Genomic DNA, 12,762 nt, shown 5'->3' with positions numbered 1-12,762 from the left:
TGCCAAAGATGCTAGCTAAAGCATAAAGATAAAGACGTGCTGTTGCTGCCCAGCAGTGAGGCAGGTCAAACACAAATCAGTCGATGACATCGACTGGCAGCAGCTGCTCCCCCTGCCCCTCGCCCCGTTCGAGACGGCACACCCTAGTGTCGGCCGAGGTGCGTCACTGCCTTGCCTGGCAACTGTGCTGACCCCAGCCCTGACCATGGACATCAAAAAGAAGAGGCGACCCTGGGGTCGCCTCTTCTTCATACCAAGCACAATGGCGGCTATTTCTGACGCTTCTTGGCGTACTTGCGACGGGCGCGCGCCTGGCGCTCCTCTTCCCGCTCGGCCTTCTCTGCAGCCTTCTGCGCGGCGTCGGCCTCGGCTTCCACTATCTCGGTGCTCACCATCTCAGGCGTCTCCAGGGAGATGCGCCCCAGCAAGCCGGAGCGGAACTCGTTGACCAGGATCTCGGATGCCTTGTGCAGGTCAGCCAGGCCGCCCTTGCGCACGAAGGCGCGCTGGCGGGCGATGAGCTCCAGCAGCTCTATCTCGGTCTCTGGCAGATCCGCAATCTGGTAGCGTGCCTTGATGCGCTCCGGATAGGCCTTGATGAAGTAATCGGCCGCGAACATGGCGATGTCGGCGTAGTCGAACACAGTGTCTTTGATGGCGGCGGTGATCGCCAACCGGTAACCGCAGGAGGGCGGGTTCAGCTTGGGCCACAGGAAGCCCGGGGTATCGGTCAGGATGACGTTGTTGTCGAGCTTGATCCGCTGCTGGGACTTGGTCACCCCCGCCTCGTTGCCGGTGCGGGCTATGGTGCGCCCGGCCAGGGTGTTGATCAGGGTGGATTTACCCACGTTGGGGATGCCCATGATCATGGCGCGCACCCCGCGCAGGTCGAAGTTTCTGTCCGGCAGCATCTCGTGGCACAGGGTCAGCAGCGCCTTGATCTTCTCCGGCTCCTGCTGGGTCAGTGGCAAGGCCTTGATCCCCTTCTCTTGTTCCATGTGCGCCACCCACAGCTCGGTGATGGCCGGATCGGCGAGATCCGCCTTGTTCAGCACCTTGATCACCGGAGTATCGCCGCGCAGCTCGGGCACCAGCGGGTTCTCGCTGGAGAAGGGAATGCGGGCGTCGAGCATCTCGATGATGACATCGACCTGGGGCATGACCTCGGCAATCTCTTTGCGGGCCTTGTGCATGTGGCCTGGGAACCAGTTGATGGACATATCCGTGACTCTCTGTAAGGACTGCGGGCGCTCTGTGGCTGGCGGCTGTGACCGGCAACAAAAACGGCGAGCGATGGTGGACGCCGGGCGTCACCGGACATCAATCATAGGGGCGCGCATTCTACCCGTTGGCGCCCCGATTTGACAGGCCATTCTAGCCGGATGGACGGGAACCTCCAAGCCGCTGGGCGAGCCGGCATGACAGACGTTTGGCTCCAAATCCGTGAATAAGTGATTGATACAGAATCACATTCGGCGGGTACCTTCACCGGATTGTCATCGAATTCCACTAAAAATGTCATCCCCTGCCTCTAGGCTGCGCTCAGGTTTTACAAGGAGCGAACCCCAATGAGAAAAATGGCAGGACTTGCATTGATGATCGGCGCCGCCCTGGCCGCCGGCTGCAACTCCACAAACGACAGCACCACCCCCGAGCCCAGCGCCAAGAACGTGATCTTCTTCTTGGGGGATGGCATGGGCCTCAACACCTTGACCGCGGCCCGCATCTACGGCGTCGGTGAAGAGGGGGATCTCACCATAGATACCCTGCCCCAGACGGCCTTCATCAAGACCTTCTCCCACGACTCCCAGGTCACCGACTCGGCCCCTTCCATGGCCGCCTACATGACCGGGGTCAAGAGCAACAACGGCGTCATCAGCATGGACAGTGACGCCACCCAGGAGAGCGACTGCAGCAAGAGTGCCGGCAAGCCGGTCACCACCCTGCTGGAGCTGGCCAAGGCCGATGGCCGCGGCACCGGCGTGGTTACCAGCACCCGGGTGACCCACGCCACCCCGGCCGCCACCTATGCCCACATCTGCAACCGGGATCTGGAGGCGGACATCGCCGCCCAGCTGGTACCGGGCGGTGCCGGCTACAACGGCAACCTCAAGGAGGGGTTGGACGTGGTGCTCGGGGGCGGCAGCAGCTTCTTCCTGCCCACCGCCGACAAGGGCAAGCGTACCGATGGCCGCAACCTCATCGACGAGATGCAGGCCAAGGGCTATCAGTTCGCCAGCACTCTGGATCAGCTGAACCAGGCCGATGCCAGCAAGCCGCTACTGGGACTGTTTGGCTCTAGCCACATGAAATACGACCTGGACAGACCGGCCAGCGAGCCGTCCCTGGCCCAGATGACCCTGGCCGCCATCAAGCAGCTCAAGGACAAGGAGAAGGGTTACTTCCTGATGGTGGAGGGGGGCCGCATCGATCACGCCCTGCACGACACCAACGCCAAGCGTGCCCTGCAAGATACCCTCGCCTTCGACGACGCCATCAAGGCCGCCATCGACGAGGTGAAGAAGACAGACCCCGAGCTGAAGAACACCCTGATCGTGGTCACCGCCGACCATGACCACACCCTGGTGCTCAACGGTTATGCCAAGCGCACCGGCAAGACCACCGCCAGCAATCCGGGGGTACTGGGGCTGGTGAAGAACTACGAGACCGGTGAACCCAGCAAGGATGCCGACGGCATGCCCTACACCATCATCGGCTTTGGCAACGGCTACAACCGGGTGGATGGCCCACGCAGCAGCGTGGCGGCCCTCGACGACGCCACCGTCTCGGCCAACGACTATCACCAGGAGGTGGTGGTCAAGGTGGGAGAGATTGGCAACGAGACCCACGGCGGCACCGACGTCTTCCTCGGCGCCATCGGCCAGGGGGCTGACAGCTTCCACGGCTCCCTCGACAACACTGCCGTGTTCGGCAAGATCAAGGCTGCGGCCAAGCTGTAAGGGACTATAGGATGAAAATCATCATGAAAAAGACGCTGGTCTGCACCGCCCTGCTCGGCGCCCTGAGTGGGCTTCCCCAGGCTCAGGCAAGCGATGCCAAGAACGTGATCCTGTTTATCGGTGACGGCATGGGCCCCACCGTCCTCACCGCCACCCGGCTGTTCAAGGTGGGGGAAGAGGGGGATCTGGAGATCATGAAGCTGCCCCAGAGCGCGCGCATCAAAACCTTCTCCAACGACGCCCAGACCACGGATTCGGCCCCCTCCATGGCGGCCTACACCACCGGCGTCAAGATGAACAACGAGGTGATCGCCATGAGCAGCGACACCAAGGCAGTGGCCCCCGGCAAGGATGCCAACGGCAACAAGGGCGTCAACAACTGCGCCAGCGACAACGGCACGCCTGTGCCCACCATACTGGAGCTGGCCAAGGCGGCGGGTAAATCCGTCGGCGCCGTCACCACCACCGAGCTGACCCATGCCACCCCGGCTGCCACCTACTCCCACATCTGCCACCGGGATGCGGCCTACGCCATCGCCGAGCAGGCGGTGCCGGGCGGCGCCGGCTTCAACGCGGCGCTCGGGGACGGGGTGGACGTGCTGCTCGGGGGCGGTGCCAACCACTGGACCCCCTACAGCGCCAGCAACAAGGGGGGCCGGGCCGATGGCCGGGATCTCACCGCCGAACTGAGTGCCCAGGGCTACAGCTACGTCACCACCCAGAGCGATCTGGCCAAGGTCAACAGCGGCAAGGTGCTGGGTCTGTTCAGCGCCAAGTCCCACCTCGACTACGAGCTGGACCGCGTTGCCAAGGGCGCCGCCAACACCCAGCCGTCCCTGTCCGAGATGACCGCCAAGGCGATCGATCTGCTGAGCCAGAACAGCCAGGGCTACTTCCTGATGGTGGAGGGGGGCCGCATCGACCACGCCCTGCACGCCACCAACGCCAAGCGCTCCCTCACCGATGCGGTGGCGCTGGACGAGGCGGTCAAGACGGCGCTGGGCAAGGTGGACTTGAGCGATACCCTGATCGTGGTCACCGCCGATCACGACCACACCATGACCATCAACGGCTACTCCGCCAAGGGCAACAAGGTGCTGGATCTGGTCAAGAACGCCGACGGCTCCACCCAGAACGACGTGGATGGCAAACCGTTCACCACCCTGGTATTCGGCAACGGCCCGAACCGCCAGGACCAGCGCCCCACCCTCACCAGCGATCAGGTGATGGCGGACGACTATCTGCAGGAGACTGGCGTCAAGCTCGGCGCCGAGACCCACGGCGGCGGCGACATCATGCTGTTCGCGGGCGGGGCCGGCAGCGGCAGCTTCAAGGGCACGCTCGACAATACCAAGGTGTTCGGCAAACTGCGGGAGGCGCTCGGCCTGTAAGACCCGGGGGCCCGGCTGCCAAGGCGCACGGGCCCCCGCTCTTTCGAGCGACGATATGATGAGAATATTGCTCCCCTTGTTGCTGCTCGGCAGCACCCTCTTCCCCCAGGCGCAGGCCGACGAGGTACCCGACCTGGCGGCCCGCATCCGCTATCAGGACAGCGTTACCAGCAGCGATGGCGTCACCAAACAGCAGGAGTGGCAGGAGAGGTGGATACGGGTCGGCGACCAGGTGTGGAGCCAGCGGCTGATCCCCCTGCCCCTGGCCCGTGCCTATCACGCCACCCACGACGCCAATCCGGGTCACAAACACTTCACCCACCAGATGGCGGCCCGCTGGGTCAGCCGCACCGAGGATGGCGAGCTGCAACTGCGCTACGCCGACGCCTGGCACAATCAGCTGGTGGAGGTACCTGCGGAGGAGTACGGCCAGGTCGCCTTCAAACCCGACTGGGCGCGCATCCGCCACCTGGTGGATCCGGCCCTGCTGCAGGACATGACCCCCCTCGACGAGGCGGCCCCCAAGCAGGCGCGCTGGTACGAGAAGCGCGAGGGCAGGCAGCGCACCCGCATCCTCTGGTCGAGCCAATGGCAGCTCCCCCTGGTGGTGGAGTCCGCGAGTCTGGACGGTTATCGCAGCTACCGGATGGAGCTGACCCTCAAACCCCTGCCAAAACAGCTGCCCTGGTCACAGCTCGGCGATTACCAGACCCTGGATCTGCGGGATTTCTTTGACTGAGACCCCATCTTCAAGCGGGGCTGGCCGATTTGAGTCGGTGGGATGCTACACTCGACCACCTCCTTCCCTAGCCGGCTCCCTATGCGCACTCTTGCCCTGCTGCTTACCTTCGGTCTGCCCTTGCTGGCGGCTGATGCGGCCCACGCCGTGACGGTCATCGCAGCCGAGGTGCCACCCTATGTGATTGCGATCCGGCAAGGGGCGCCGAGCGGCATGACCATAGAGGTGTTGGAAGAGGCAGCGCGCCGGTTGCACGAGCCTTTGACCATAGAGCTGATGCCGATGGCCCGCGCCCTGCTGCAGACTCGTCACAGGCCGGACGTGCTGCTGGTGCCGCCGGTCAGGAGCCCCCAGCGCGACGCCCAGTTTCTTTGGGTCGCCCCCCTGCTGGAGGAGGCCTTCGTGCTGGTCAGTAATCGCCACTATCACCCGGCACCGCTCACCATAGCGGCGCTGCCCGGCGGATCCCTTGGGGTGATGCGCGGCTCCTACGGTCAGAGCCTGAGCCAGCCCCTGGCCAAGGCGCGGGAGGAGGCGGTGACGGAGGAGCTCAGCAACGCCAACAAGCTGGCCCGGGGTCGTATCCAGGGCTGGGCCGTGGCCTGGAACACGGCGCGCTACACCCAGCAGCAGGCCGGGTTGCCGCTCGCGGATCTGGTGCGGGGCGAAACCCTGCAAGAGACCGCCATCTACCTCGCCGCCCACCCCGACTTTCCCCCCAGAGAGGCCGCGCGCTGGCGCCAGGCCATTCAGGGGATGCAGCAAGACGGCAGCCTGACCCGCATCCTCAAGCAGTACGATTATCAGGCGCCCTGAGAACCTGTTCACAATCTGTCGCGAGAGATCGTCAGCAAGGTGAAGAGCCGCGCAGGAACCGGAGTTTATAGATATAAATGAGGATTCCGGGCAGCACATGAGCCTTGATCACGGCCTCGCAGCAAGATCGGGGGCAGGTTCTGAGCACGGGTACGGGCAATTGCCAAAGCCGCCCGGAATGGTTATGGTATCCACATGAAAGCGCTCATGATTTTTTCAAGTCTGCTCACACCCCGCTGAGCCCCCGCCCTCGCCCCTCCACGCGAGTCGTTCGGGGGCATCGTGCTTTCGATCTGTTTTTCACAATCCAACACTCTGTTTTCGACCAGCTTGCCCGCCATCCTGGTCCCGTCAGCCATTGATAAGGAATGCCTTATGACACAGCCAAATCTCGTGATCTCCAGCCTGGATCTGGATCGCATCGAGCAGTTGCTCGGCAACCACCCGCAGCACCTGGCCCTGCAAGAGGAGCTGGATCGCGCCGAGATCCGTGAACCCGCCGACATGCCGCCTGACGTAGTGACCATGAACAGCACGGTGCGCTTCAAGATGCAAAACAGCGACAGCGCCTTCTGCCTGACCCTGGTCTACCCGAAAGACGTGCAGGGGGATGAGTCGAAGATCTCGGTGCTGGCCCCGGTCGGCAGCGCCCTGCTCGGGTTGAAGGTGGGTGACAGCATCGCCTGGCCGGGCCCCGCCGGGCGCACCATCCAGGTGGAGATCCTGGAGGTGGTCTATCAGCCTGAGCGGGCGGGCGAACTGCACCGCTAGCCTGCGTTGGCGCGCGCTGCCCGGCCCAGGGGCGAGCAGCGCGCGCCCTCTGCCTGATCCCCGTCAAGCCGCCGCCACTTATCTTGCTCACAATTTGCCCTCCCCCTTGAGCCCGCGTGCGGTGACGGGTATCTTGTTGGCCGCGCCAGCACCCTGGCCACCGATCTCAGGCTGACATCATGATAAACATTGCCCTCATCGACGATCACCAGATCGTCCGCTCCGGCTTCGCCCAACTGCTCAATCTGGAACCCGATCTACGGGTCGTTGCCGAATTTGGCAGCGCCGCCGAGGCCCTTGCGGGTCTGCCGGGCAGCGGGGTGCAACTGTGCGTGTGCGACATCTCCATGCCGGATCGCTCCGGGCTGGATCTGCTCAAGGCACTGCCCACCAGCCTCGCCGTGGTGATGCTGTCGGTACACGACAGTCCGGCCCTGGTGGAGCAGGCCCTGCAGGCGGGCGCCAAGGGCTTTCTCTCCAAGCGCTGCAGCCCGGAGGAGCTGATCGCCGCGGTGCGCACCGCCGCCCACGGCGGCTGTTATCTCACCCCGGACATCGCCCACAAGCTCGCCAGCAATAGCCGTGATCCGCTCACTAACCGGGAGCGGGAGGTGGCGCAGTTGCTGGCCCGCGGGCTGGAGGTGAAAGCCATCGCCGAACAGCTCGGCCTCTCTCCCAAGACGGTGCACGTGCACCGCGCCAACCTGATGGACAAGCTCAACGTCAGCAACAACGTGGAGCTGGCCCACCGCATGCTGGACAGCTGGTGATCCCCCGCCTTGCCAGCTACGTCGCCATCGCCCTGGCGGCCAGCTTCATCTTCGCCGCCGGCTGGTTTTGCCTCTGGAGCATAGGCCTGCACCTGGCGGGCAGCCCCGTGCTGGCGGTGCTGCTGTTCCCGTTCGGGCTGCGGCTCGGCCTGCTGCTGCAAAGCCCCCTCGCCTACTGGCCGCCGCTGCTGTTGTGCGAATCCCTGCTGCTCTATTGGCTCGATGGCGAAGTGGGCATGCCCCTGTGGCCCCTCATCCAGGCGGGCAGCCTGCTCACCCTGCTGCCCCTGCTCATCGCCCGGCGCCAGCGCATTCGCGACGACTGGCAACAGCTGCTGGTGCTGCTCGCCACAGTGACCATGGCGGCGCTGCTGCAATCCCTGCTCTGGCATCTGGCCGGGGAGGATGGCCTCACAGCCCTGCTGCTGACCCTGACCGGCGGCCTCACCCTCACCTCCACCTGCATGCTGATCTGGCACTACCTGACCCGCGCCACCTGGGTGCCGCTCGGTCCGGCCCTCATCGATCAGCCGGTGGACTGGCGCTTTCGCCACCTGTTCTGGTACCTGCTGCTGTTCGTGCTGAGCCTCTGGCTCCAGCTCGGCCTGCCCGACTCCCTGGTGCGCTTCACCCCCTTTTGCCTCGCCATTCCCATCATGGCCATGGCCTGGCGCTACGGCTGGCAGGGCGCCCTGCTCGCCACCCTGATGAACACGGTGGCGCTGATGGCGGGCCAGGCCTGGCACGAGCACCCGCTGGACTTGCTGCTCTCCCTCTTGGCCCAAAGCCTGACCGGCCTGCTGCTCGGCGCCGGCATCCAGCGCCAGCGCGAGCTCAATCAGGCGCTCACCCGCCAGCTCGCCCACAACCGCCAACTCACCGAGCGGTTGCTGGAGACCGAGGAGAGCATCCGCAAAGAGGTGGCCCGGGAGCTGCACGACGACATAGGCCAGACCATCACCGCCATCCGCACCCAGGCGGGCATAGTGCGCCGGCTCGCGCCGGACAACGGCGGCGTCGGCCAGAGCAGCGCCCTCATTGATACCCTGTCCCTTGGCATCTATGACGCGGTGCGCGGCCTGCTCGGCCGGCTGCGCCCCCGCCAACTCGACGACATGAGCCTGGAGCAGGCGGTGCGCGGCCTGCTGCGGGAGCTGGAACTCGAGCGCCGCGGCATCGTCACCCGGCTCGACTGGCAGCTGACGGACGAGGCGCTCTCCGATGCCCAGCGGGTCACCCTGTTTCGGGTCTGTCAGGAGGGGCTCAACAACGTGGTGAAACACGCCAACGCCGGCTCGGTCAGTATCCAGGCCCACCAGCAGGCAGAGCGCCTGCACCTGCGGCTCGAAGATGACGGCTGCGGCCTGCCGGAACAGACGCCTCAGGGCTATGGCCTGCTCGGCATCCGCGAACGGGTGCAGGCGCTCGGCGGCACGCTGCAGCTCTCCTGCCTGCACGGCACCCAGCTGACCCTGAGCCTGCCCTGCCGCCGACGGGAGGATCCCGATGCCTGAGTTCCCATGCCAGAAGGGTCCGCGTTCATGCTGAGTTTTATCAAGAGCCCCCAGCCGGCCCCCCGGATCCTGGATAGGGCCGAGATCGACGCCAGCTATCGACATTGGCGCCTCCATATTCTGCTGACCATGTACCTGGGCTACGCGGTGTTCTATTTCACCCGCAAGAGCTTCAACTTCGCCATGCCGGACATGCTGGCCGAGGGCATGCTCGACAAATCCGACATCGGCATGCTGTGGACCCTGTTCTACCTCACCTACGGCGGCTCCAAGTTCGTCTCCGGTATCATCAGCGACAGAGCCAATCCCCGTTACTTCATGGGGCTGGGGCTGATGGCGACCGGGGTCATCAACATCTTGTTCGGGCTCTCATCGTCGCTCTGGCTGTTCGCGGCGCTCTGGATTGCCAACGCCTTCTTCCAGGGCTGGGGCTGGCCCCCCTGCTCCAAGCTGCTGACCAGCTGGTATTCCCGCACCGAGCGCGGCTTCTGGTGGTCGGCCTGGAACACGGCCCACAACGTGGGCGGGGCGCTGATCCCGCTCATCGTCAGCACCATAGCCCTGCAGCATGGCTGGCGCTACGGCATGATAGTGCCCGGCGTCATCGCCATTCTGGTCGGCTTGGTGCTGTGCTGGCGGCTGCGCGACACCCCGAGCACCCTGGGGCTGCCCACGGTCGGCGAGTGGCGCAGCGATGCCCTGGAAATCGCCCAGCAAACCCAGGATGTCGGACTCACACCGCGCCAGATCCTGCGAAAATACGTGCTCGGCAACCCCTATATCTGGCTGCTGGCCTGCTGCTATGTGCTGGTCTACGTGGTGCGCACCGCCATCAATGACTGGGGTAATCTCTACATGACGGAGCAGCGCGGCTTCAATCTGATGAGCGCCAACTCGGCCATTTCGATGTTTGAGGTGGGGGGCTTTATCGGTGCCCTGGTGGCGGGCTGGGGATCGGACAAGCTGTTCAACGGCAACCGGGGGCCCATGAACCTCATCTTCGCCATCGGGATCCTGCTCTCGGTGGGGTCGCTCTGGCTGATGCCCTTCTTCAGCTACGTGATGCAGGCGGCCTGCTTCTTCACCATCGGCTTCTTCGTGTTCGGGCCCCAGATGCTGATCGGCATGGCCGCGGCTGAGTGCTCTCACAAGGATTGCGCGGGAGCCGCCACCGGTTTCGTCGGCCTGTTCGCCTACATGGGGGCGGCGCTGTCGGGTTACCCGCTGGCCAAGGTCATGGAGATCTGGCACTGGAACGGCTTCTTCGTGGTGATCTCGGTGGCGGCCGGTGTCTCCGCCCTGCTGCTGCTGCCCTTCCTCAAGGCCCAGGCGCCGCGCACCCTCGCCGCCGAACCGAGTTAATACGGATAGCGCATCAGGCGCTCTGGCAGACCCGGTTCTTGCCCGTCCGCTTGGCCTGATAGAGGGCTCGATCGGCCAGGCTGAACAGGCTATCGAAGTGCCAGTCGTTCAGGCAGGGCACCAGGCCTATGCTGGCCGTGATCTTCATCCCATCCAGCGGCAGCGCCGCTATGTCTTGCAAGATCTGCTCGCAGCGCCTCTGCTGGGCGGCGGGGTCACGCTCTGCCAGCAACAGCACGAACTCTTCACCGCCGAAGCGGCTGGCGATAAGCCCAGGCTGGCTGGCGAGATAGCGGCCAACCGCCGCCAGCGCCCTGTCCCCCGCCTCGTGACCGTGGCGATCGTTGATCTGCTTGAAATCGTCGAGATCCAGCATCACCAGGGCGCCACGCCTGCTCGCCTTGCCAGCGCGCGCCATAAAGCCCCGCCGGTTGAGCAGGCCGGTCAGAGGATCGTGGCTGGCCTGCTGGCGCAGTGCCAGGGCCCGGTACTGGGTACAGAGCAACAACACCCCGAAGGTGGAGAGATAGTTGCCCATCAGCATGGAGAGGAAGGGCAGCACATTGACCGCATGCTGATCCATCAGCACCCGTACCTCGCCGCTGAGCAGGGCCCCCATGCGCACCAGATTGAAGCCATAGAGCAGTATGTTGACCACGGTAAAGACCAGCACCGCGGGCAGGTAGGCCGGATAGCCGTGGCGCCAGATGAGCAGGACGATCACCGCCCCCAGCACCATGTAGCTCAGGCAAGCCAGCAACACCCTGGGCGCCATCTCGTCGTTGAACAGCACGCTCCAGCTCAACAGCAGCACATAGACCAGCATGAACGACGCGAATGCCCGCCAGCTCGGCGCCTTGTCAAAGAAGCGCTGCAAGGCCAGCGGCATCAGGGCGATGCAGAGGGTGATCAGCAGATTGGCGAGCCAGATCCCCGTCATGTTGGGCATGAAGGCTTGCAGGAAGAACAGTGACTGGGCCGCCAGGGCGCACAGGCTGGACCACCACCAGAGCCCGAGGCCCGGGATCTCCCTGTGGGTCAGCCAGATGATGGAGAGGGTGATGAAACCCAGGGCGTAGCCCCCGAGGGCCATCAGCATCAGGGTGAACACATCCAGTTTGAGCAGTATTGAGGCGTCCATACCCAGGCCTTCCGATGAGGATGGCTGAGTATATTGGAAGCCCATGACAAGACACAGAGGGAGCCATCCTTCCCGATGAAATAATTTTCCGGGTCCCTGCCGCCAGGGGAAAGAGGGAGGGAAATTCAACGACGGGTGGCGATAAGCGAGTCCATTTGATTCCCCTTTGCCGGGGAAAAGGGCGCAAAGTGCCCCGCGCAAACTTTTGCACTTGAACCCACGCCATTAGATAGATATGTTGTTTTCATGTGGTTTTATGAGCCAAGCCGCGAGGAAAAAGTCCCACTAACTTATTGAGTCTTCTGGCACAATCAACTTTTGGTACATTTTTCACTCAGCTGACCATTCATAGAATCTCATATGGGGCTTTTGCCCGACCCAAGACAATAATCCTGTCTTGCCTGTTGCCGGATGCAGCAGTCTCTTGTGCCATGGAGTCGCACGGGAGCAGGTTCAAGGCCGAACACACTTTTCGACAGAGACGTCACTTATGATCAAAAAACTCATTCTCTCTACCCTGCTGCTGTGCGGGCTGGCCAACGCCGCCGCCCCCAGTTCCACCCTGGATGCCGTGCTGGAGCGCGGTGTGCTGCGGGTCGGCTTCGATGCCGGCTATCAACCCTTCGAGATGACCAACAAGCAGGGCCAATACATCGGCTTTGACGTGGATCTTGCCAAAATGGTCGCCAAGGAGATGGGGGTCAAGGTGGAGTTCGTCAACACCGCCTGGGACGGCATCATCCCGGCCCTCTTGACCGACAAGTTCGACGTCATCATGGGTGGCATGACGGTCACCCCCCAGCGCAACCTGCGCGTCAACTTCGCCGACCCCTACATCGTCGTTGGTCAGACAATCGTGCTGCGCAAGGACAAGGCGGGCGAGATCAAGTCCTTCAGCGATCTGAACGATCCCAAGTACAAGATCGCGGTCAAGCTCGGCACCACGGGCGAGCAGGCGGTCAAGCGCATGATCCCGAAAGCCACCCTGCTGCAGTTTGAAACCCAGGACGACGCCAAGCTGGAAGTGATCAACGGCAAGGTGGATGCCTTCATCTATGACCTGCCTTACAACGCCATCTTCGCATCCCAGAACAAGGGCGCCGTGGTGCACCTGGACAAGCCCTTCACCTTCGAACCCCTGGCCTGGGCCATCCGCAAGGGTGATCAGGACACCCTCAACTGGCTGAACAACTACCTGCGCCAGATCAAGGGCGACGGCAGCTACGACCGTCTCTACAAGAAATGGTTTGAGTCCAACACCTGGCTCAACCAGCTGAAATAACCTCTCAAGGGGCGGC

Annotated in this window: 11 protein-coding genes; 9 read left to right on the top strand and 2 right to left on the bottom strand. The window is 63.7% G+C overall.

Annotation, left to right across the window (positions count from 1 at the left end):
• Positions 1-269: 269 nt before the first annotated feature.
• The gene (gene ylqF, locus BN1124_RS06660; RefSeq protein ID WP_042640244.1) at positions 270-1,220 is read right to left on the bottom strand and encodes a ribosome biogenesis GTPase YlqF; all 951 of its coding nucleotides are present in this window, start codon (positions 1,218-1,220) and stop codon (positions 270-272) included.
• Positions 1,221-1,568: 348 nt separating this feature from the next.
• Between ylqF and BN1124_RS06655 the strand changes: the two genes are divergently transcribed.
• From BN1124_RS06655 to uhpC, 8 genes are all read left to right on the top strand, one after another.
• Positions 1,569-2,960: an alkaline phosphatase gene (locus tag BN1124_RS06655; protein ID WP_042640242.1), complete on the top strand. Its 1,392-nt coding sequence runs from the start codon at positions 1,569-1,571 to the stop codon at positions 2,958-2,960.
• Positions 2,961-2,971: 11 nt separating this feature from the next.
• Complete coding sequence (locus BN1124_RS06650) at positions 2,972-4,351, top strand: alkaline phosphatase (RefSeq protein ID WP_042640240.1); 1,380 nt, start codon at positions 2,972-2,974, stop codon at positions 4,349-4,351.
• Positions 4,352-4,406: 55 nt separating this feature from the next.
• Entirely contained in the window at positions 4,407-5,090 is a 684-nt protein-coding gene (locus tag BN1124_RS06645) for a hypothetical protein (protein WP_042640238.1), read from the top strand.
• A gap of 81 nt (positions 5,091-5,171) precedes the next feature.
• Entirely contained in the window at positions 5,172-5,906 is a 735-nt protein-coding gene (locus BN1124_RS06640; RefSeq protein WP_156128115.1) for a substrate-binding periplasmic protein, read from the top strand.
• A 375-nt stretch (positions 5,907-6,281) separates the two neighbouring features.
• Complete coding sequence (gene rnk / locus BN1124_RS06635) at positions 6,282-6,677, top strand: nucleoside diphosphate kinase regulator (protein ID WP_042640234.1); 396 nt, start codon at positions 6,282-6,284, stop codon at positions 6,675-6,677.
• A gap of 179 nt (positions 6,678-6,856) precedes the next feature.
• The gene (gene uhpA / locus BN1124_RS06630) at positions 6,857-7,447 is read left to right on the top strand and encodes a response regulator transcription factor UhpA (protein ID WP_042640232.1); all 591 of its coding nucleotides are present in this window, start codon (positions 6,857-6,859) and stop codon (positions 7,445-7,447) included.
• On the top strand, positions 7,444-8,961 hold the full coding sequence (gene uhpB, locus BN1124_RS06625; protein ID WP_042640231.1) for a signal transduction histidine-protein kinase/phosphatase UhpB: 1,518 nt from the start codon (positions 7,444-7,446) through the stop codon (positions 8,959-8,961). Before uhpA ends, uhpB begins: the two co-directional genes overlap by 4 nt.
• 27 nt (positions 8,962-8,988) lie before the next feature.
• Positions 8,989-10,323 (top strand): MFS transporter, encoded by a 1,335-nt coding sequence (uhpC, locus tag BN1124_RS06620; protein WP_042640229.1) that lies wholly within the window; start codon positions 8,989-8,991, stop codon positions 10,321-10,323.
• Positions 10,324-10,336: 13 nt separating this feature from the next.
• Here the strand turns inward: uhpC and BN1124_RS06615 are convergent, their stop codons facing one another.
• On the bottom strand, positions 10,337-11,464 hold the full coding sequence (locus BN1124_RS06615; RefSeq protein WP_042640882.1) for a GGDEF domain-containing protein: 1,128 nt from the start codon (positions 11,462-11,464) through the stop codon (positions 10,337-10,339).
• Between the two features lie 490 nt (positions 11,465-11,954).
• On the opposite strand from BN1124_RS06615, the gene BN1124_RS06610 reads away from it, so the two are divergent.
• Complete coding sequence (locus tag BN1124_RS06610; RefSeq protein ID WP_042640227.1) at positions 11,955-12,746, top strand: transporter substrate-binding domain-containing protein; 792 nt, start codon at positions 11,955-11,957, stop codon at positions 12,744-12,746.
• Positions 12,747-12,762: the final 16 nt, after the last annotated feature.

Origin of the sequence: Aeromonas eucrenophila, from assembly GCF_000819865.1 — a bacterium.
GTDB lineage: Bacteria > Pseudomonadota > Gammaproteobacteria > Enterobacterales > Aeromonadaceae > Aeromonas > Aeromonas eucrenophila.
This window is presented reverse-complemented; position numbering and strand designations above follow the sequence as displayed.